Source organism: Helicobacter sp. 23-1046 (genome assembly GCF_053654635.1).
The window spans coordinates 542,191-562,476 of record NZ_JBSIUS010000001.1 but is presented as its reverse complement, the minus strand read 5'-3'; the positions used below and the strand labels follow the sequence as shown (position 1 = coordinate 562,476).

The window sequence follows — 20,286 nt, the reverse complement described above, 5'->3', positions numbered from 1 at the left end:
AGGTAAAATATGGCAGTAAATCTCACCCCAAGACAAAGAGCGCAATATGATGAACTCTCAATGAGTGAAAAAGTTGCAATTTTGCTTATTCAGCTTGGCGATGAAATCACAAGTGAAATTTTCCGCCACCTCGATATAGATTCCATTACAGAGATTTCTAAGCAAATTGCACAGCTTGGCAGTATGGATAAAAGCATTGGTGCGGCTGTTTTAGAGGAATTTTACATTATATTCCAATCCAACCAATACATTAACACGGGTGGTATGGATTACGCACGCGACTTGCTTATCAAGTCTTTAGGACCAGAGGCAGCAAAGGCGATTTTAGACAAACTTGCAAAAACAATGCAATCGGCGCAAAACTTTGCCTATCTTGCAAAAATCCGCCCACAACAACTCGCAGATTTTATTATTAACGAGCACCCTCAAACCATTGCGCTTATCTTAGCTCATATGGACGCTGGTAGCGCAGCTGAAACACTTGGATATTTTAATGACAATTTACGCGCAGAAGTTGCTATTAGAATGGCGAATTTGGGCGATATATCTCCAAATGTTGTAAAAAGGGTTTCAGCTGTGCTAGAAAATAAACTAGAATCTCTTACTACTTACAAAGTCGAAGTTGGTGGAACTCGCTCGGTGGCAGAAATATTCAACCGACTCGGACAAAAAGCGGCAAAAGCGACTATCGCACATATCGAGCAAATCGATGCCCAACTTGCCACCGAAATTAAAGAGATGATGTTTACCTTTGAAGATGTTAATAAACTTGATAATAATGCGATTAGAGAGATTCTCAAAGTTGCGGATAAAAAAGATTTAACGCTTGCACTAAAAAGTGCCGATGATAGCTTGAAGCAAAAATTTATGGCAAATATGTCGCAAAGAGCGAGCGAGCAATTCATCGAGGAAATGCAATTCTTAGGTGCAGTGCGCGTGCGTGATGTAGAAAATGCACAAAGAAAAATTGTCGAGGTGGTGCAAACTCTCAGCGAGCAGGGTGTAATCCAACTAGGCGAACAGGACGATATGGTTGTTTAATCAAGAAAATATCATCAATCAACGAAGCGTGAGGAGACACGATGTGAGTAAATATGAGTTTAAGACCGTCGTGCTTGCCGATAAAACAGAAGCAAATATGGAATCTGATAATGGCGAAGGAACTGTGGATTCTATCCCTCAAGCACCGCTAATGGCTGCGTTAGAAAAGGAGCTAATCGACACGCTTTTGCAAAAAACCGATGAACTCTCTTCATCGCTTGCTAAGTTGCAGTTGCAATTTGAAAAACTCCAAACTGAAAGTGAGGAGCGCATCACAAGTGCCAAAGAAGAAGGATACAAAGACGGCTACACACAAGCAAAAGAAGATATTAAAAAAGAGCTAGAAGATGAGATTAACGCGCAGAAAAAAATCATCATAGATTCGATAATTACCCTTGAAAATACACAAAAAGACGCCCAAAACCATATCCAAGAATTAGAAAAAGAACTTAGCGGGATTGCGGTGGATATTGCCAAAGAAGTGGTGATAAAAGAAATCGAGGATAATAGCCAAAAAGTTGCCCTCGCCCTTACAAAGGAGCTCTTAGCTTCTATTATCGATGCGACAAATATCACTATCAAGGTAAATCCACAAGATTACCTCTACTTAAAGGAGGAAATTAAAAAAGTCCAAGACAACGACCTTCAAAAAGTTAATATCATATCTGACCACGCAGTAGCGATGGGAGGTGTGGTAATAATGAGCAATCAAGGCAACATTGATGGTAATATTTTAACCCGCTATAAAAATATGAAACAATCAGTGCTTGAAAATATGCGTGATGAATAACGATGACAAAGAGCAAACAGCTAGATTCTAACATTTTACAAGATGAGTGTTTAGCACAAAAATCACAAAATACAGAATCCCTACTCCAAAACAAATCCAATAAAGCAAAAAAAATGCTTGATTCTAAGCGATTGAGTGCGATGAGTATAGCTGAGCTAGAGACCGTTGCGCAAGGTATTCGCGCAAAAATTTTACAAACGGTCAGCCATAACGGGGGACATTTAAGCTCTACACTTGGTGCAGTTGAGCTTATTTTAGGAATGCACACTGCGTTTGATTATAAGCAAAACCCCTTTATTTTTGATGTCTCTCATCAAGCCTACGCACACAAACTCCTCACAGGTAGGTGGGAAGATTTCCATACACTGCGCACTTTTGGCGGTATTAGTGGATTTTGCAATCCCACAGAATCAAACGCTGATTACTTTATCGCTGGTCATAGCTCTACTTCACTATCCATTGCGCTTGGTGTGGCAAAAAGCTTCCACTTAAGGAAGCAAAAACGCATTCCAATCGTGCTTATTGGCGATGGGAGTATGAGTGCTGGGCTTGTGTATGAAGCGTTAAATGAACTTGGCGCGCGTAAATATCCCGTTATTATTATCTTAAATGATAATGAAATGAGTATCTCAAAGCCCATTGGAGCGATAAGCAACTACCTCTCACAAATGCTTGCTTCCTCACCTTATCAAAAAATGCGCTCAAAGTTTAAACAAGCTCTCTCTAAACTACCGCAAAGTGCCTCGTATCTAGCACGGCGATTTGAAGAATCAATTAAACTCATAACGCCCGGCTTGCTCTTTGAGGAGCTTGGGTGTGATTATATAGGACCTATTGATGGGCATAATATCGAACTTATCATCTCCACGCTAAAAAAAGCTACTAAGCTAAAAAATCCTGTCATTATCCAAGCCAAAACCACAAAAGGCAAGGGCTATGAAATCGCTGAGGGCAAATTTGAAAAATGGCACGGCGTGAGTGCCTTTGATTTGCAAAGTGGTAAGCCTATCCAAACTACCACAACTCCAAATCCTACAAAAATTTTCTCTCAAACTCTGCTAGAAGAGGCAAAGCAAAATCCAAAAATCGTGGGTGTAACGGCAGCTATGCCAAGCGGAACGGGTCTAGATTCTCTCATTGAGTTTGATTGCACGCGATTTTGGGATGTAGCGATTGCTGAACCACACGCCGTTACCTCAATGGCAGCAATGGCAAAAGAGGGCTTTATACCATTTGTGGCGATTTATTCGACATTTCTCCAACGCGCTTTTGACCAAATTATCCACGATACAAGTATTATGAACTTGCCTGTGCGCTTTTGTATTGACAGAGCGGGAATCGTAGGCGAAGATGGCGAAACTCATCAAGGACTGCTTGATATTGCATATTTGCGTATAGTGCCAAATATGGTGCTTTTTGCTCCTCGCGATAATGACACCTTGCGTGAAGCGGTGAAGTTCGCTGTGTCTTGTGATTACGCGCCAAGTGCATTTCGCTATCCGCGCGGAAGATTTGTGCTATCGAGCGGAGATTACGCGCCAAGTGCATTTACTCTTGGCAAAGCAGAGATTCTCGCACAAGGTGAGGATATTTTACTCATAGGCTATGGGAATGGTGTAGGCAGAGCAAATGAAACCTATAAGGCATTAAAACAAAAGGGATATAATCCAACCTTGCTTGATTTGCGATTTATTAAACCGCTCGATGAGCACTTACTCCACAATCTCTTACGCACACACAAGATGGCTTTTGTATTTAGTGATAGCTATTATTTAGGTGGTGTGGGAAGTGCCATTTTAGAATCTATGGCAAAGGCAAATTTACAAACACCACTTAAAAGTTTTGAGCTTGATGATAAATTCGTCCCGCACGGCAACACAAAACTCGTAGAAAAATCTCTCAACCTTAGCACGGAATATTTTCTCTCTATAATCTTGCAATCCATATAATCGCTAAAGTGCTTACTATGCAAAATATTGTGTTTTATTTAAATTACATAAATAATGGCAAAAATTACTAAAATGATTTTTTTGTAATTTTTTATGCAAAAATATACGAATTTTTAATAAAAATATTGTAAGATTGTAGTAATTGCTATCATAAAAAGTAGCAAGAATTTCACTTACAAAGGACAGAAAATGAAAAAAGCTGTTTTGATGACACTTTTGATTGGTTTTAGTTCGCTTTTTAGTGCGGAACACACAGTAGAGTTGCTTAACAAAGGCAAAGATGGGGCACAAGTATTTGAGCCGGGCTTTGTGTATGCACAACCCGGTGATACAATCACTTTTGTAGCTACTGACCCGACACATAATGTAAAAAGTGTGGTTATCCCTGCTGGAGCACAAGATTTTAAATCTCCCGGTGCGACAATGAAAAAAGGCGAGAAGTTTAGCGTTGTCCTAAGCAAAGAGGGCGTGTATGTGTATGAATGCACTCCTCACACAGCGATGGGTATGGTTGGAATCATTCAAGTTGGCAAAGCCACAAATGCAGACAAGGTTAATGAGAGTGTATTTAAGCAAAAGAAAGCCCAAGAAAGACTTTCTTTATACGCTAAAGAAATCAAAAAATAACCTTAAAACTCAGCAAGCAAGTTAGATTCTCTAGCTTGCTTGTATAAACTCGCTCTTATATACCTCACATTAAAAATTACTCTCTACAATACAATAGAACAGCTTGGCATTAAGGAGAAGTAATGGATACCCCACAACCTATAAAAATCGGCATTTTAGTCTCTTCGGATAGAGCATTTAGAGGCGAATACGAGGATATTTCTGGCATAGCGATTAAAGAAGTGCTAAGTGAGTTTATCAAAAATCCGTGTGAGTTTGATTATAGAATCATAAGTGATGATTTTGCACCATTGCAAGAAGCAATGCGTCAAATGTGTGAATCTCATTGTGATTTAGTCGTTACCACAGGGGGCACGGGTCCAGCTCCACGCGATATAATCCCAGAAGTAACCCAAAGTGTGTGTGAAAAAATGCTACCCGGATTTGGCGAGCTAATGCGCCAAGTAAGCCTCAAATATGTCCCAACGGCGATTTTATCAAGGCAAAGTGCTGGAATCTGCGGCAAAAGCCTAATCCTCAACCTACCCGGCAAACCAAAAAGTATCAGGGAATGCTTGGAGGCTGTGTTTCCCGCGATTCCATATTGTGTGGATTTAATCGGTGGTGGCTACATTGTAGCAAATGAGGAAGTTATCAAAGCTTTTCGCCCAAAATCCTAAAATAATTTGCTTATGGTGCGATTATTGCTTTTAGATTCTCTATAAAATAACAAAGGATTGCGTATGAATATATTTGAAAAAATCGTAGCTGGAAAAGTCCAATGCAACAAAGTTTTAGAAAATGATGACTATTTGGCGTTCTATGACATTGCGCCTAAGGCGAGAGTGCATATACTCGCAATCCCTAAAGTGTGTGTGAAAGATTTGCAAAGTGCTAGCCCAGATGTCTTAAAGGGTTTGTGTGAATTTACAAAAGAAGTGGCACAAACTGTGGGGCTTGATAAGACAGGATATAGAGTCCTAACCAACATCGGCAAAGACGCGAACCAAGAAGTGCCATACTTGCATTTTCACATACTCGGCGGAGAAAACCTTAAAGCACTTGGATTTTAATAGAATCTAAGTGCCTTTAATCTCAAAATCCCCTCATCTTTGATTACATTTCCCCAATTCCTAAATGCTCCTCAAATAACAATATGTGGCGAATGCCACCTAAATTCACCCAATCCACTTTATAATCTCCATTGCAATCCAAGCACTAGCCACCCAAAGCCAGATGTCAAACTATAACCACCAAAAGGGAAGTTGTAATTAAGTTCGTATGTAAATCCCATATTTTTGTTGATATACCATATCCAACCAAGTTTCAAAGTCGCATCAAACGCATCTAATTTGCGCTCTACATTTACCTTTTCCATTTTATTACCGCTAGTTGCGTTGATTTTTATATTTATCTTTGAATCAAAACTTTTATTTACGGCAACACCCAAATAAAAATGAGATTCTTTGTTTTTATTTGAAGAGAAACGCCAATATTTTACTATTTCTCCACCTACTTTTTGCACCCAAACCACACTTCTTATATCCAAAGTGCGCATATAATAGCTATCCAAATTAAATTCATCTGATTTTGCTATGTCAATAGTAAAATTATACAGCGCATTTATCGCAATGCTAGAGTTATCCATATTGCGCAAATATCCCATTCTAATATTTAGTGGGAATGTATTTAGATTGCTTTCATCGCCATTCCCGATAGGATGGTTTCTACCAGCATCTGTATAAAATGTCCCTATATCCAACAATCCCATATTAAATAGCCCTATATCAAAGCCAAAAATGAAATAATTTTTGCGATTCATCTCATATTCTACTAATTCATCTATTGCGCTATTTGCGGTAGATTCTTGTGAATCTGTGGGTTTTGATATATTGAGATTCGCGTTAAAATTTGCCACTTCTTTTTTGGGGAGTTTTTTAGAGATTTGCTTAGTATCCGCCCACCGCACCGCGCCTAATTGCAAGTCTGTGAGCGTGAATGAAAACACATATTCGTTGATTTCATCATCGCCTATTGTTTTGGTGCGTTGTGTGATTTTGCCTGTAATTGCGTATTCAGGTGCGGATAAGTTGCCCTCCTCGATTGTGGTGTATTGATTATACTCGGCATTTTGGCGCAGTTTGCGCGAATCTTTGATAATTTGCTCGATTTTTTTGTCCCGTCCCGCATTTACGATGATAAATTTTCCGCTGTTGCTTAAATGCCTTGTCAGCTCGTTTGCAATGATTTCAATGTCAATGTTGTCATTGGTTTTGTTTTCTATCGCGCCGATTGTTAAGACTTTTGGCTTATTTTGCTTTTTTATAGTTGGGTGATTTAGTAGTGAATCCACTTGCTTTTGTAGCATATCGCCAATGTCGTGATTGTCCAACCCAAAGCTAACAAAATCGCGTGAATCCACATATTGTGGTTGATTTGTGCCACACGCGATGAAGAAAAGTGCCAAAAATATCACACAGATTCGCAAAGTCCGCTTCATTGTGCCCCCTTTTGTGAATCTATTGTGATTTATATAAAGAATTCGCATAGATTAGTAAAACATTTCATCATAATTTGTAATTTCAAGTTCGACTTTACCATCATCGTCATATCGCACATTGTATTCAATATCACGCTTGCGATAAGGCACTTCCATAATCCACACTGTCGCCTTGCACGATGTTTGTCTTTGTTTTGTATCTATGGATTTAGTAGCAATATTTTCAATTCTTTTATCTATTTGGGCTGCCAAATCCAAATTTTCTTTATAAGATAATTTAGGATATTTTCCTCTATATTCATCTGCTAGTTTTGTGGTGAAGTCATCTGCCATTTGATTCATAGCTTCTTTATCATCACATTGTGGCGCACCGCTAAATCCACTAAACGCGATACTTATCAGCAAAGCTGTCCCGCTAACCGCCCCTATTCTAACTATTGATTTAAGCTGTATCATTTTTTCTCCTTATCATAAACCAACCTCGCAATAACGAATCTTTACGCAAATCGTGTGCTGAATCTTTTGGCGAATCTTTTGCTACATTTTGCAAATGTGGCAAATCTTGCTTTGAATTCTGTGCTAAATCTTTACTTGCACCAAAAATTTTATCAAAAAATCCCATTTAAAGCCCTTTTATCACAGGTATAGCCGCAAGTATCGCACCGATAGCGGAGAAAATAGCAACTAAAAGCATAATATAATTAAATTTCTTTTGATTGCTTTCATTGACAAGCTCGGCGACTTGCTTAATTGTTTCTTTTAGCTCCTTATGTTTGGATTCTATGTTATATCTTTGGGATAGCTGATTCCAAAATTGCAATACCGATAAATCCGCACTTACAGGCATATTTTGATAATATTGCAAGTCAAATTCGCAAATCTCTTTGTGGCAATTTGTAAGTTTTGTTTGTTTGTCCCTTGCTTTTTTATTGAAATATTCCATTTTTGTTTCATAAGCTTTTGCCAATATCAAAGAACCGATAAGATTTAGGATTCGATAGCTGTTTGTTTGCGTTGTATCTCCATTATAGATTCGCATTATATGCTCTTTGTCCTCTAAAATGACTTCTATATCATCATTTTCATAGTCTTTTTTATGCGAATCAAAATCAAATCCATCAAATTCCTCGTCATCTTTTCTTTGCTCTATGGCAAGGATTTGTATTTTTGGTTTATTGTCTTGCGGTAGTTTAAACTCATCAGTTTCTACTACAAAGCAATATTCAAAAACTCTGTAATACACAAATTCCCAATCCAAATCCGTAGCCGAAGCAATCTCGCCACCATTGCCCTTTGCAAAAAATATTTCATATTTTGCTTTGATATTTTCAGGTATCCACCTATACAAACAATCTTTTTTCTTTGATTCGCTTAATTTATTTAAGCTATTTGGGATATTAGCAACTCTATAAATCCTAAATTCGCCCACATTTCTAGCGAATTTTTTGCTTTGCGCGGTGCTTGAATCTATCGCATTTTGGCTTGAATCTTGCAAAATTTCTTTTTCGCTCTCTGCACCACTATCGCTAATTTGCGTGATTTCAAGCTGTAATGGACTGCCCTTTGTGATATTTGTAATGTCGCAATTTTCGTTGATTTTCCAAGCAAAAGTTTGATTTAGCGACTTCGTATCGGCAAACATTCTTTTCATATTTTGCGCTTTGCCTAGCTTGTCGCCCCACGCACTTAAATCTTGATTGAAACTCTCTGCCTTATTAAACATACTTCCCAAAGCCACAGCATTTGACAAATCCCATTTATCCAAAGGCTGATTAAACGCCTTTGCACCCATAAACATTGTAAAACACTTCGTTACGCTAGACATTTTCCAATGATTTATGGGCTGATTGAATCGCTCCGCATTCCAAAACATCTCCCAAGTCCAACCGACTTTATCCATTTTCCATTTCTCGCCAAATGGCTCTCCGCCGTTGTTGAAACTCTTTGCTTGAGAAAACATTCTTATCATATTTGTCGCACTGCTCGTATCCCAATGCGCCCCAATGGGACGATCGAAACTCTCCGCACCCCAAAACATCGCTTCAAAAGTCCGCGCATTTGCTATCTTATCGCCCCATTTTTCGATTTTGGCATTGAAAGTCTTGCACTGCGCAAAACACAGCTCAAAGCCCACGACACCGCTGACATTCCAATCCTCAATGCCATCAAAATCGCTCCGCGCACTTTTATAAAACAACGCTTTCATATTTGTAACTCTGCTCGTGTCGATTCGCCTTAAGCTAATGAGTTTGCCCGTATCATCATCAATGCAATTTACTAGCATTTTAAGCTGTTTTTTATCGGGCATAAACTGCCCTTTGTCATTTTGCGGGATAGATTCACGCGCTAAAAATTCACTTAAAGATAATTTTGGAGTAGATTGTGTTGAATCTACGCTCGAATCCACGCTAGATTCACGCGAATCTACACTCAAATCACCACGAATCTCTACATTTTCTACATTTTCATTTGCCATTGTTTGTCCTTTGTGTTGAAATTAAAATATGGCGAATCTTTACTTACACCAAAAATTTTATCAAAAAGCCCCATTTTGAATCCTCTTTTAAAAATTTAATTGCCTTTACAAAAACGATATATGTCAAGTGCCACGCCAAATGCAGTAAATATAGCAACGGCAAACATAAGATAGTTAAATCTCTTTTGATTTTCATCACTTACAAGTTCAGCGACTTGTTTTATCGTTTCTTTTAGCTCATCGTGTGTTTGTGCCACAAGATACGACTTTGACATTTCACGCCATATATCAAGGACTACCTTATTTTTATCCACAGGGTCTTTTTGATAGTATTTTAAATCAAAAGCGCAAATGTCTTTATGGACTTTATGTAGTGTATCATTTCTCCAAAAACAAAGAAAATCAAGCGTTTTGCCCCAAAAATTTTTTTCTTTATATTCACTTGCCAAAGTGTTTAGTTGTTGCATTTTGGCTTTATAGGCTTTGGCTAAAATATAAGCGTTTATAATGTCTGAAATTGTATTGCTATTATCGCCAATGTTTTCATTTTGCGATTTATTGATAATAAGCATACTCGCATCAGCAAGATAAAATTCCAAATTATTATCCTTGCTTATCGTGTAAGGTTTGTCATACTCGCTCGTCTCATCGTCCCCGTTAATTTCATTAAAGTCTTTAATGTTACTAGATTGATAAATTTCAAATTTATTGATATTTTCAACCTTATCAAGCGGACTAGTATCATCTATTGTTATAACGAAATCTATATCATCAAATATCCTACAAAACGCATATTCAAAATCATCAATATCTGCTTTTATGATTTTATCCTTGCCGTTTTTACTCTCGTTGTCTTTTCCTAAATAAACTTTATAGTTGTTTAAAATGTTGCGCGGTATCCAGCTACTTTTATCATCAACTACAAACCCCTTATTTTCGCTTAAATTTTCGCAAATTTTTTGAATTGAAACACTATCTTTGACTTGACTAATTGTAAATTTAGCAATATGTTTCAATTTGCGTTTGGTTTCTTGTTTTTTCTCATCAATACTTTGGGTTTTTGCTGTTTTTAAGATTTGTTCTAATTTACTACCTTTGATAATATGTTCAGTATAGCAATCCGCTGGTATTTGCCAATCTTGCAAAAAGTTTATATCTAGCGACTTCGTATCGGCAAACATATATTCCATACCTTTTACTTTACCTAGCCTTGTCCCCCACGCGCTTAAATCTTTATTGAAAGATTCCGCACCATAAAACATTGAGTAAAAAGAACCGCAATTTGGCATATCCCATTTATCAAGTGGCTGATTAAACGCCCTTGCATTTCTAAACATAGACCAGCATTTTTTGATATTTGTCATATTCCACTCATTTAGTCCGCCTGCGTTGAAATTATCCGTATTGTAGAACATTTCCGCGCTTAAATCGACATTGTTCATCACCCAATTTTTGCCAAAATCTTTTCCGCCATTGTTGAATTTTGTCGCAAAGCAAAACATCGCTCTCATATTTTTAGCACTTTTTGTGTGCCACTTCGCGCCAATGGGTTGATTGAAATTGTGCGCGTGAAAAAACATATAATAAAACCCTTTTCCTTTGCTGACATCCCAACCGCTAATGTCGCTATCAAAATGCTCCGCACGACTAAACGCATAAGCAAATGAAGTTACATTTGAAGTATTCCAATCCTCAATCCCGCTAAATTCCTCTTTTGTCCTTGTGCTATTTTCAAATAACCGATTCATACTCGTAATGTCTCTCGTGTCGATTCGCGCAAGGTTTATAGGTTTGTCTGTCTTCTCCAAGCAATCATCTATGCAATTCACCAAATCTTTGATGTGCCTACTCTTTGGGATAAATTTACCGCTTTTTTCATCTGGTTTTAATCCGCTTTCGCGCATAAATTCGCTTAAAAACAAAGTTTTTGGAGTAGATTTGGTTGAATCTACACTCAAATCACCACGATTCTCTACATTTTCTACATTTTCATTTGTCATTGTTTATCCTTTGTGTTGAAATTAAAATATGGCGAATCTCATCAAAGATTCGCCAAAAAGTTTTACTTGTCCTCATCATCGTCCCAATCCTCATCGTCATAGCATTCATCCTCGTCCTCATCGTCTTTTTCCACCGCTTCAATCAATTCAAAGCGACAATTATCACTTGCTTTTGGTAAATCATCTTTGTATTGTTTGGCTTCTTTGATGAGATTCCCACAGCCCGACTCTTCATATTCGCTTTTTGATTTTTCAAGCTCAATTACTTTGATGATTTTAGTGATAATGTCCTTGCTATCGACTTCTACCCACCAATACTGCCCATAAACGCCAATACATATATTTTCAAATGCTTTTTGCGTAGCACTAAATGATTTGCCTAAAATGTCATTTGTGCTAGTGGGTTGATAGCCCAAATAGCAATTTTCATCTTTATATGGGATAGATTCCAGAGCGTCTATTTTGGTGTCAAATACGCCCAAAATTTCATTTATTTTGTCGTCATTGAGCGTTGCTACTATCGCTAAAAACGAATTTTTGCATATAGATTCGCATTGCTCTTTATCCATACCGATAAAAAATTTCAAATCACTAGCACTAATCGCATTTGGGCTATATCCTATCACAGCTTTATAATTCCAATTATCAGATTTTGCCAAATCAGCCATTGCTGTAAGTTTGTCGGGGTATTTTTTGTGAATCTCTATTATCCTATCATAATGCAATTCAACCATATATGCTTCTTTGCGCTGTTCGCCAATCACCAAAGCGTCAAAGACATTCAAATCAATCAAATTTTTTGAGTCATCAAAGTTTTTAAGCCACCAATTTGGCAATTTTAGCGTTTTGCGCTGTGATTGTGTTAGATTTTTAAACACCTTTTTTATATCATCGCTAGAAACCTTTGAAATATCCCACGAATCAATATTTTGCATAAAAAACTTTGTATTATCAAACATATTTTTAATCTCTACCACTTTTGAAGTTTTCCATTTGTCTAATGGCTGATTAAAGGCAGAATGCGCAAACATATTTGACATATATTTCACACTTGAAACATTCCATTTATCCAATGATTGATTAAAAGCCGAATATTCAAACATACCGCTCATATTTGATACATTTGAGACATTCCAATTATTTATCGGTTGATTGAAAGGCGTATTGCAAAACATATTTGACATATCTTCGACATTAGAAGTATTCCATTTATCCAATGGTTGGTTAAAAGGTGTCCTGTAAAACATATACTCCATACTAGCTACCATTGAAGTATCCCAATCATTTAGCGGTTGATTAAATGGTGTGCTACTAAACATTCTGCACATATTATCTACCTCACAAACATTCCAATTACCTATCGGTTGATTAAAAGGTGAATTTTCAAACATATTTGCCATAGTGCAAACACTTGAAGTATTCCATTTATCCAATGGTTGATTAAATGGAGTATTGCTAAACATACAATACATATTGCTTACACAAGAAACATTCCAATCATTTATGTTGTGATTGAAATATGAATCATAAAACATACCCTCCATACTTACGACATTTGAAGTGTCCCATTTCTCAATCCCGCTAAAATCCGTGCGTTCGCTATCATTAAAAAGATATGACATATCAGCAATCGCACTCGTATCAATGTCGCCTAAATGTATGCTCAAATCATCTACCAACTCTTTTAATTTGAGTTTTGTTTTTGGACTATATTTTGCCATTGTTTATCCTTTATTATTTACTTTTCTCATATTCGCTTTCCCACCAAACTTCATTTGGTTTTGGTGGAAGTAAGCTGTCCCAATTTTTATCATCAAACTTGTTTGCGTCATACCATTTTGGCGGTTCGTTTTCTAACCAAGTTCCATTAAATGCGCCTTTGCATTCTTGCAAACTTGCAGGATTCCACTGCTCTAAACATTGATTAAATTCCCTAGCACCAGCGAACATATACGACATATCATTGACTTTTGAAACATTCCACTTGCAAATATTTGCATTAAAGTTATTTGCCCTAGCAAACATTCCGCCCATACTTGTAACGCTTGAAGTATCCCAAGCATTGAGATTGACATTGAAACTTGCTGTGCCAAAAAACATTCCATCCATAATGGTAACTTTTGAAGTGTCCCATTTCTCAATCCCGCTAAAATCCTCCCTTTTGATACCAGCAAAAACAAAAGACATATCAGTGATTGCCGAAGTATCAATATTGTCTAATCGCACAGATAGATTCGCGACTAAATTTTGAAGTTCATTGCGCGTTTTGGGTTTGTATTTTGGTTTATCGCATTCATTAAAGTCCTCTTCTTTGACAAAGTTTGATTCATCGCCATATTTTTGTTGCCAATACCAATACAACTTTGGCATACTATACATAAATTTTGTGTCATAAAGCATATTTTCCGCATCTTCAAGTTTTGCAAATTCCCATTCATCGATAAAATCAATATTTTTTAATCCAATAGCACCGCTAAACATACCAGCTATTGAATGAACGCTATTTGTATCCCACGCACTTAAATTTTGATTGAATTTTTCCGCTCCAGCAAACATAGAGCACATATCGCATACTTGTGAAACATTCCAACCGCTAATATCGCTATCAAAATGCTTTACACCACTAAACATATATGACATATCCTCCACGCTTGAAGTATCCCATTTTTCAATCCCGCTAAAATCCGTGCGTTCGCTATCCTCAAACAAACACGACATATCAGTAATCGCACTTGTATCAATGTCGCCCAAATTCACACTCTCATCGCTTATGAGTTCTACCAACTCATCTCTTGTCTTTGGATTATATTTTGCCATTTTGCACCTCCATTTATTTTTTGCGTCTTTTTCTATCGCCTTTTCTTTGTGCTGTCGTCCTAGATAATCCTCGCCTAGTCCTATTATCACCTCTTATCGGTCCTCTTGCTGAACTTTTTGATTTTGCCATTTTTTGTCCTTTCTATATTTTGAAATTTTATTCACCTTATGGGCGAATCTGTCTTAACCGCCGACTTAAAATCCAAAAGATTGCTTTGCCATTTTTGGTGTGCGTATCTAACAAGCGCGAAAATATAAACTTAAGTAATCATTTGGATTCCTTTGGTGTGGTGTGAAGTTTTGTGGATTGCTTCGTTGCGTTCGCTACGCTCACGCGCCTCGCAATGACGGGATTTTACCAGTCCCCTTAATCCCCCTCCGCAATGGTGGGGGAAATAATAAAGTGGCTTTTTAAAATTTAATGCGCGAGTTTGGAATAAGTGGTGTAAAAAATCAGTTAAATAAAGGGTATGGCCCCCCCCCCCCGATAAGCGTGTAAAATGCGAGAATCTAGCATATCAAATCTCTTGAATCTAACGGATTGATTTATAAGATTTTGCATAAATTTTTGCCTTTTTTGAAGTTTTTAACAATCTGCGAATTTTAACTTAAATCAAATTAAAAACTTCTTAAGGTTTTACATATCGTAGCCAAATTTGATATAAAATGATTTCCAAATCTCACATTTAAGGCAAATCAAGGCAAATCAAGCAATGGATATGTTTTGCGGATTTGAGATGTATCAAGCGGGGGAGAATCTCGCGTAAAGTCCGCTTCATAATGCCACCACTCGCTTTTAATCCCCCTAAATCCAGCCTCTTTCATTATCGCTTTTAGTCGCTCTCTATTGGCGCATTTTTGCGCCTCTGCTTTGGTGCATTTATAATCGCTAAATGCCTTTTGACTAAACTCATCAAACTCGCTAGGCATCGCTAAAATCTCGCCATTTTCATCTGCTAATCCCACATCAAGCGCGATTGCTCGCGAATGATTTGAGCCATTTTTATATGGATTTGCCACGAATCGCTCATCGCTCATCTTTTCCCACGCGATTTTTTGCGCACTCTGCGGACGGAAGCAGTCAAAAAATACAATTTTTACGCGCTCTTTGCTTGCAATCTCGCTAAGCCTTTTTACGCGCTCGCCCAAATCATTATGCAAAAAGCATTTATCTAATCCAAAATGTTTGTAAAGATTTACACCCATAAAATTATCTATCGTGCCATAGCGCAAATCGTGGATAAAATTACTCGATTGCGCTTGAAATAGATTTGGGTGCATAGGATTAGCACATATCGCACACACAAACGCGCAACAAATCACTACGATTCGCTTCATTTTATGCCTTTTAGATTGTGATTTTGTTTTTTGCCACTTTCGCTTACTCGCACTCTTTGCAGTATTTTTTCATAATGCGTTCAATTTCGGCGTTGTATTCGTGGGAATCATATATTTCTAGGCAAACATAAAACCTTGAAAAATTGCCATTGCTATAATGCGCAAATACTGTTTCATAATCTATACGCGATTTATCGTCTATATATGCTTTAAGTTCTGGCAATATTTGATTTTCCAATCCTTTCCATCCTAGCCCTATTTTGTAATTATACCGACCTAGTATTTGAACATTAGGTTGCACTTTGCTAAAATCATTTCCTTTTATGCAATACTCTATGCCTATCCTTTTTACAATCAATATTTTCTTTTCATAAGAATAGCTTGCCATATCTATTTTTCCTGCGTGTTCCCCGTTAAATTCTAAATCTCCTGCATTGAGATATATTATCAATGCCAAAAATAACCATATTATCTTTTTTATCTGCATTTTTGTCTATTTTAACTCCCAAAATGGCTTTCGCTACGCAGATTCACTCACACTCTTTGCAATATTTCACAACGCTCGTTAAAGCCACTCCTTACTAAGTGTAGATTATTTTTTCTCATACAAGCTATGATGCCAAATACTAAACCCAACCAACGCCACGCCAGAGGCGATATGTAGATTTCGCGCAAAATTACCTTTGAAAAACGCGCTCCCCACGCATACAAGCAGTGAAGCACTCATTCCTAGCTTTGCAAATTCTCTTTTAGATTCTACCGAAGTGAGTAGCTCTGCGACTTGCAGGGTTTTTAGGCTTAGGCTTGAGGTTTTAGAATCGTTTGATTTTGCCTCATTTAAGTGTGTCGTGCCACTCTTTGTGCCATTGCTTACACTAGATTTTAGCACACTAGACTTACTTGCGGTATTTGTGGTATTTTTTGCTTGCAATGTGCGCGGTTTTTTCGCGCTAGATTTTGTGCTTGATGCGCCCTTTGTTTCGTTCTTTACGCGAGATTTTGCAGGGCGTGAAATGCTTGCTTTATTTGTTGTGTTCATTGTTGCTCCTTAATGTTGTGATTTTTTTGTTTTTCCTAATTTCATCTTTTTGACACTCCCCCTTGCCACTTTGTAAAATAGCACCACGCAGCCAATCAACGCTAAGGGCATTAGAGGCATTATTTTTTCCTTAAGTGTATGCCACGAAGCGCATTTAGCAATAGCCCGATTGTCGTGCCATTATGCAAAAACGCCGTTTGTATGGGCGAGAGCTTCCCAAATGTCGCTAGGGCTAAAATCGCGCTATTTACCACCACGGTGATTTTGAAGTTTTTATTGACTTTGTTTAAGCACGATAATGCGTATTCTTTGGCGTCCGCCACAGATTCAATGTCGTCTTTCAAAAGCACAATGTCCGCGCTTGCTTTGGCGATGTCAGCACCTTTGCACATTCCGATTCCGCTGTGTGCTTTGATGAGTGCGGGTGCGTCATTGATTCCGTCTCCTACAAAGGCGACTTTATGCCCCTCGTTCATTATGGATTCTAAAATCTCTGCTTTTTGGGTTGGCAAAAGTTTGGCATAAAATCTATCGATTCCTAGCTCATTTGCAATTTCACGCGCTTTGTTTTCCTCATCGCCCGTTAGCATTACGATTTGTTTCACGCCACTTTTGCGCAAGCGCGCTAATGCTTCTTTGGCGTTGTGTCGCACCGTATCTTTAAGCAAGATGAGTCCTAGCAATTCCCCGTCATAGCCGATAAATAACGGCGTATGTCCAGAATCTAGAAGTGATTTGATTTTGGTTTCGTGCGCGCGCATATCCACGCCCTCATCGTCCTCTAAAAAATGCCGATTGCCAATAAGCACTTCTTTGCCATTGATTTGGCTTTTTACGCCGTGCGCGACTATGAAGGTTACTTCATCGTGGTGGATATGGTTAAATTCTCGCTCCCTCGCTGCCTTTACCACCGCTTCAGCCACAGGGTGGAAATAATGCTCCTCAATGCTCGCTGAAAGATTTAAAATCTGCTCTTTATCCCATTGTGGCGAGAAACTATGCACTTGCACGACTTCAAGTTCGCCTTTAGTAAGTGTGCCTGTTTTATCAAAGACAAAGATTTCGGCTTCATTGAGTGATTCTAAACTTTTTGCACCTTTGATGATGATTCCATTTTTGCCCGCACTAGAGATTGCGGATTTAAACGCCACAGGGGTAGCAAGCTTCAAAGCGCAAGAATAATCCGCCTGAAGCACGCTTGCCACGCGTGTCAAATCGCGGTTAAACACATACGAGAGAATGGCAAGCCCCAAAGTAATTGGCACGAGGCTATCAGCCATTTTAGAGGCGGAGAGCTGAATACTAGATTTTTGGGTAAGTGTCTCTTGGATATAGTTTTTGATTCTCGCGGTGGCGGTTTGGCTACCCACGCTCTCTGCCCAAATTTTGATTTTGCCCTCTTGGACAATCGTGCCTGATAGCACCCTATCGCCCCGCGCTCTTTTCACAGGTGTGGCTTCGCCTGTCATTGAGATTTGATTTACCATTGCTTCGCCAGAGATGATATGCCCATCGATTAAGATACTATCGCCCGCGCCCACCACGACAATATCGCCGATTTGCAAATCCTCACTTTTGGTTAGCACCAAATCGCTTTTGCCATTTACTTGCTTCTCTACCCACGCTTCGCCACCTTGAGGTTTGCTAAGCTCTTGGAGCAAATCATCGCTTTTATACATTGTCATCTCTTCGATATATTCGCCCAAAGTCAGCATAAAGTTCGTAGAATTTGCCGTGCGAAAATCGGAGCGATAGAGCGAAATCGCCACCGCCATAGCCTCCAAAACGCGCGAAGTAACGCCCTCGCTTAATGCCTCTTTTACGCCACTTTTTAGCAATGGATAGGCTGCGATTGCGCTAAATGCGGCTTTTGGCACTTGTGGCACGATAAAAGGCTCGCTAATAAGCGCGGTTGCCGAGCGCACCACTTCAGCAGAACTTGGAATCTCATCGCGCAAAGCAAAAATGCTAGATTCTGAAACCTTGCGCTTTGAAGTGGTGAGCAGATTTGTAAGCGTGTGAAAAATCTCTCTCTCTAGTCGCGCTAGCTCGCCCTGCCCCCCTTCATAGCTAATGATAATATTATGCAAAATATCATTGACACGCACGCCTTTCACGCCCTCTATCGCCTCCACAGATAGTCGCAGTGGCACAGCTTGAATCGCCCCGCCTTTATGCAACGCATACGAAAATCTCGCACGATTTGCCGTGCTATGAATGAGCTTTAATCGCACGGGCGGGATTTTTTTCGCTGTTTTTGTGCTTGAAGACTCTAAGGCGTTTTGTGAAACTTTTGAAGCCATTTTAACCGCGCCTCTTTATTGAGAATCCACTTCTGCTTTCGCGTCCTCGTATCGCTCTTTTAGCTCCTCTAATCCCATTTCAAAAAGATTTGAGATTTTGGCAAACCCTTTGAAAATCGCGCTTTGTGCGTCTTTGTTTGTCAAAATAAAAGTCGCCACTGCCCCGATAAACGCACCTTTTAAGAAATCTTGCTGTGAATTGCCCGAATTAAAAAATGAGCTAAGCGCACTTGTAGCGGAATTTTGGGCGTTTTGATTTTGGGCGTTATTAAAGCCTTGATTACCCAAACCTTGCGCGTTATTTGCGCTATTAAAGCCTGCATTGTTTGTGCTTTGATTGCCAAAGCCTTGCGCATTGCTATTTTGCGCGTTACTAAAGCCTTGAGCATTTTGCGCGTTATTGTTTTGGTTATTTGCAAAGCCCTGCCCTGCATTGTTTGAGGTATTGTTTATGTAAGGATTGCTTTGCAAAGTATCCAAGTTGTTTGCGGTATTTGCGTTATTGGTATTTTGATTTGTTGCCATTTTTCCCCCCTATTTTTTGAGTAATTTTTTATCATTTGCGATACTATCGATGACATACACGCCTGCCACGCCCGCGCACAGATACGCGCTAGATTCTAGCAGAGCTTGAAATGCACCTTTGTTGCTCCCTAGCGCGTTTGCCACGCCTATCGCACACGCGGTAATCACCGCGCCTTGCGCGCCTGCTGTTAGCGTGTTTTTGAGTGCTTTTTCTTGTGAGATTTTGCCCTCTTTGTAGTCTTTGTAATTCATATATGAAGCGAGTAAGATTCCCGCTACGCCGCCACTTACTGCGTGTCCTGTGATTGACCGTTGCGCTCCTGTATTGAGTAACATTTGTTCTCCTTTAAAATTTAAAAGATTGCGTGATGATAGCTTAGGCTACCAAAACTTACCACTTTAAGATTTTGCGAAACTCTGCCTTGCTGAATTTTTCGCTTTGCCAAAATTCAGCTTTGCCAAAAAATTTTTTGCAATGTTTGGTTTGTAATTCTACTTTTATAAAGTAAGATTTACAACTAAAATCTACAATTTTGCTTCATAGATTTGAGTTTGTAGCATTTTTTCTTGCAAAATCTTTATTTAGATTCTAGCGATAAAGTCGCTGTTTTTGATTCTGTGCTTTTTTGGGCTTTTGCATTGCTTGATGCTTTTTGCTTCGCACTTTTGGTGCTTTGCGTGGTAGAGACCGCGCTTTTTAAGCTATTAGTGAGGTTTTTTGCCCCTGTTTTGATAGAGGTAGAAACCTTGCCAAACGCCTCCTCGCCTTTTTTAAGCCCTGCTTTTAAGTCTTTGCTTTTTGCTTTGACTTGCTTTTTTAGCTCATCTCTATTATTATACGCATATACTGCGCCGCCGCCGATGATTAGTCCTGCTATAAATGGTAGTGCCATTTTTGACTC

20 protein-coding genes are annotated in these 20,286 nt (G+C 38.7%); 6 read left to right on the top strand and 14 right to left on the bottom strand.

The window, feature by feature from the left end; translation table 11 throughout:
• Positions 1 to 9: 9 nt before the first annotated feature.
• From fliG to ACWIUJ_RS02610, 6 genes are all read left to right on the top strand, one after another.
• The gene (gene fliG, locus ACWIUJ_RS02635) at positions 10 to 1,041 is read left to right on the top strand and encodes a flagellar motor switch protein FliG (RefSeq protein WP_454152289.1); all 1,032 of its coding nucleotides are present in this window, start codon (positions 10 to 12) and stop codon (positions 1,039 to 1,041) included.
• Entirely contained in the window at positions 1,034 to 1,831 is a 798-nt protein-coding gene (gene fliH / locus ACWIUJ_RS02630; RefSeq protein WP_454168802.1) for a flagellar assembly protein FliH, read from the top strand. The genes fliG and fliH overlap by 8 nt, the downstream gene beginning before the upstream one ends.
• Before the next feature lie 2 nt (positions 1,832 to 1,833).
• Positions 1,834 to 3,780, top strand: coding sequence for a 1-deoxy-D-xylulose-5-phosphate synthase (dxs, locus tag ACWIUJ_RS02625; protein ID WP_454168800.1), 1,947 nt, complete (start codon positions 1,834 to 1,836; stop codon positions 3,778 to 3,780).
• 189 nt (positions 3,781 to 3,969) lie between these two features.
• Positions 3,970 to 4,407: a pseudoazurin gene (locus ACWIUJ_RS02620; protein WP_454152286.1), complete on the top strand. Its 438-nt coding sequence runs from the start codon at positions 3,970 to 3,972 to the stop codon at positions 4,405 to 4,407.
• Between the two features lie 122 nt (positions 4,408 to 4,529).
• Complete coding sequence (mog, locus tag ACWIUJ_RS02615) at positions 4,530 to 5,066, top strand: molybdopterin adenylyltransferase (RefSeq protein WP_454168798.1); 537 nt, start codon at positions 4,530 to 4,532, stop codon at positions 5,064 to 5,066.
• Between the two features lie 63 nt (positions 5,067 to 5,129).
• Positions 5,130 to 5,459, top strand: coding sequence for an HIT domain-containing protein (locus tag ACWIUJ_RS02610; RefSeq protein WP_454168796.1), 330 nt, complete (start codon positions 5,130 to 5,132; stop codon positions 5,457 to 5,459).
• A 119-nt stretch (positions 5,460 to 5,578) separates the two neighbouring features.
• Here the strand turns inward: ACWIUJ_RS02610 and lpoB are convergent, their stop codons facing one another.
• The 14 genes from lpoB to ACWIUJ_RS02540 all read right to left on the bottom strand — a co-directional run bounded on the left by lpoB (position 5,579) and on the right by ACWIUJ_RS02540 (position 20,277).
• Positions 5,579 to 6,886, bottom strand: a complete 1,308-nt coding sequence (lpoB, locus tag ACWIUJ_RS02605; RefSeq protein ID WP_454168794.1) for a penicillin-binding protein activator LpoB — start codon at positions 6,884 to 6,886, stop codon at positions 5,579 to 5,581.
• Positions 6,887 to 6,937: 51 nt separating this feature from the next.
• The gene (locus tag ACWIUJ_RS02600; RefSeq protein WP_454168792.1) at positions 6,938 to 7,342 is read right to left on the bottom strand and encodes a hypothetical protein; all 405 of its coding nucleotides are present in this window, start codon (positions 7,340 to 7,342) and stop codon (positions 6,938 to 6,940) included.
• Complete coding sequence (locus ACWIUJ_RS02595) at positions 7,329 to 7,508, bottom strand: hypothetical protein (protein ID WP_454168790.1); 180 nt, start codon at positions 7,506 to 7,508, stop codon at positions 7,329 to 7,331. The genes ACWIUJ_RS02600 and ACWIUJ_RS02595 overlap by 14 nt, the downstream gene beginning before the upstream one ends.
• Positions 7,509 to 9,362 carry a BspA family leucine-rich repeat surface protein gene (locus ACWIUJ_RS02590; protein WP_454168788.1) on the bottom strand — a complete coding sequence of 618 codons (1,854 nt, stop codon included), beginning with the start codon at positions 9,360 to 9,362 and terminating at the stop codon, positions 7,509 to 7,511.
• Between the two features lie 95 nt (positions 9,363 to 9,457).
• Positions 9,458 to 11,362, bottom strand: coding sequence for a BspA family leucine-rich repeat surface protein (locus ACWIUJ_RS02585; protein ID WP_454168786.1), 1,905 nt, complete (start codon positions 11,360 to 11,362; stop codon positions 9,458 to 9,460).
• Positions 11,363 to 11,424: 62 nt separating this feature from the next.
• Entirely contained in the window at positions 11,425 to 13,083 is a 1,659-nt protein-coding gene (locus ACWIUJ_RS02580; protein ID WP_454168784.1) for a BspA family leucine-rich repeat surface protein, read from the bottom strand.
• Between the two features lie 13 nt (positions 13,084 to 13,096).
• Positions 13,097 to 14,179 carry a BspA family leucine-rich repeat surface protein gene (locus ACWIUJ_RS02575; protein ID WP_454168782.1) on the bottom strand — a complete coding sequence of 361 codons (1,083 nt, stop codon included), beginning with the start codon at positions 14,177 to 14,179 and terminating at the stop codon, positions 13,097 to 13,099.
• A 696-nt stretch (positions 14,180 to 14,875) separates the two neighbouring features.
• Positions 14,876 to 15,517 carry a M15 family metallopeptidase gene (locus tag ACWIUJ_RS02570; protein ID WP_454168781.1) on the bottom strand — a complete coding sequence of 214 codons (642 nt, stop codon included), beginning with the start codon at positions 15,515 to 15,517 and terminating at the stop codon, positions 14,876 to 14,878.
• A gap of 43 nt (positions 15,518 to 15,560) precedes the next feature.
• Entirely contained in the window at positions 15,561 to 15,974 is a 414-nt protein-coding gene (locus ACWIUJ_RS02565) for a hypothetical protein (RefSeq protein WP_454168780.1), read from the bottom strand.
• Between the two features lie 135 nt (positions 15,975 to 16,109).
• Positions 16,110 to 16,556 carry a hypothetical protein gene (locus ACWIUJ_RS02560; protein WP_454168778.1) on the bottom strand — a complete coding sequence of 149 codons (447 nt, stop codon included), beginning with the start codon at positions 16,554 to 16,556 and terminating at the stop codon, positions 16,110 to 16,112.
• 119 nt (positions 16,557 to 16,675) lie between these two features.
• On the bottom strand, positions 16,676 to 18,859 hold the full coding sequence (locus ACWIUJ_RS02555) for a heavy metal translocating P-type ATPase (RefSeq protein ID WP_454168777.1): 2,184 nt from the start codon (positions 18,857 to 18,859) through the stop codon (positions 16,676 to 16,678).
• A gap of 15 nt (positions 18,860 to 18,874) precedes the next feature.
• Positions 18,875 to 19,384: a hypothetical protein gene (locus tag ACWIUJ_RS02550; RefSeq protein ID WP_454168776.1), complete on the bottom strand. Its 510-nt coding sequence runs from the start codon at positions 19,382 to 19,384 to the stop codon at positions 18,875 to 18,877.
• Between the two features lie 9 nt (positions 19,385 to 19,393).
• Positions 19,394 to 19,720 (bottom strand): hypothetical protein, encoded by a 327-nt coding sequence (locus ACWIUJ_RS02545; protein WP_454168775.1) that lies wholly within the window; start codon positions 19,718 to 19,720, stop codon positions 19,394 to 19,396.
• A 242-nt stretch (positions 19,721 to 19,962) separates the two neighbouring features.
• The gene (locus ACWIUJ_RS02540; RefSeq protein ID WP_454168774.1) at positions 19,963 to 20,277 is read right to left on the bottom strand and encodes a hypothetical protein; all 315 of its coding nucleotides are present in this window, start codon (positions 20,275 to 20,277) and stop codon (positions 19,963 to 19,965) included.
• Positions 20,278 to 20,286: the final 9 nt, after the last annotated feature.

Coding starts and splice junctions, on each gene's coding strand:
- ACWIUJ_RS02540 (WP_454168774.1), bottom strand. CDS start 20,277: ATGGCACTACCATTTATAGCAGGACTAATCATCGGCGGCGGCGCAGTA.
- ACWIUJ_RS02545 (WP_454168775.1), bottom strand. CDS start 19,720: ATGTTACTCAATACAGGAGCGCAACGGTCAATCACAGGACACGCAGTA.
- ACWIUJ_RS02555 (WP_454168777.1), bottom strand. CDS start 18,859: ATGGCTTCAAAAGTTTCACAAAACGCCTTAGAGTCTTCAAGCACAAAA.
- ACWIUJ_RS02550 (WP_454168776.1), bottom strand. CDS start 19,384: ATGGCAACAAATCAAAATACCAATAACGCAAATACCGCAAACAACTTG.
- lpoB (WP_454168794.1), bottom strand. CDS start 6,886: ATGAAGCGGACTTTGCGAATCTGTGTGATATTTTTGGCACTTTTCTTC.
- ACWIUJ_RS02560 (WP_454168778.1), bottom strand. CDS start 16,556: ATGAACACAACAAATAAAGCAAGCATTTCACGCCCTGCAAAATCTCGC.
- ACWIUJ_RS02580 (WP_454168784.1), bottom strand. CDS start 13,083: ATGGCAAAATATAGTCCAAAAACAAAACTCAAATTAAAAGAGTTGGTA.
- mog (WP_454168798.1), top strand. CDS start 4,530: ATGGATACCCCACAACCTATAAAAATCGGCATTTTAGTCTCTTCGGAT.
- ACWIUJ_RS02590 (WP_454168788.1), bottom strand. CDS start 9,362: ATGGCAAATGAAAATGTAGAAAATGTAGAGATTCGTGGTGATTTGAGT.
- ACWIUJ_RS02570 (WP_454168781.1), bottom strand. CDS start 15,517: ATGAAGCGAATCGTAGTGATTTGTTGCGCGTTTGTGTGTGCGATATGT.
- ACWIUJ_RS02575 (WP_454168782.1), bottom strand. CDS start 14,179: ATGGCAAAATATAATCCAAAGACAAGAGATGAGTTGGTAGAACTCATA.
- ACWIUJ_RS02620 (WP_454152286.1), top strand. CDS start 3,970: ATGAAAAAAGCTGTTTTGATGACACTTTTGATTGGTTTTAGTTCGCTT.
- ACWIUJ_RS02585 (WP_454168786.1), bottom strand. CDS start 11,362: ATGACAAATGAAAATGTAGAAAATGTAGAGAATCGTGGTGATTTGAGT.
- fliG (WP_454152289.1), top strand. CDS start 10: ATGGCAGTAAATCTCACCCCAAGACAAAGAGCGCAATATGATGAACTC.
- ACWIUJ_RS02595 (WP_454168790.1), bottom strand. CDS start 7,508: ATGGGATTTTTTGATAAAATTTTTGGTGCAAGTAAAGATTTAGCACAG.
- ACWIUJ_RS02600 (WP_454168792.1), bottom strand. CDS start 7,342: ATGATACAGCTTAAATCAATAGTTAGAATAGGGGCGGTTAGCGGGACA.
- dxs (WP_454168800.1), top strand. CDS start 1,834: ATGACAAAGAGCAAACAGCTAGATTCTAACATTTTACAAGATGAGTGT.
- ACWIUJ_RS02610 (WP_454168796.1), top strand. CDS start 5,130: ATGAATATATTTGAAAAAATCGTAGCTGGAAAAGTCCAATGCAACAAA.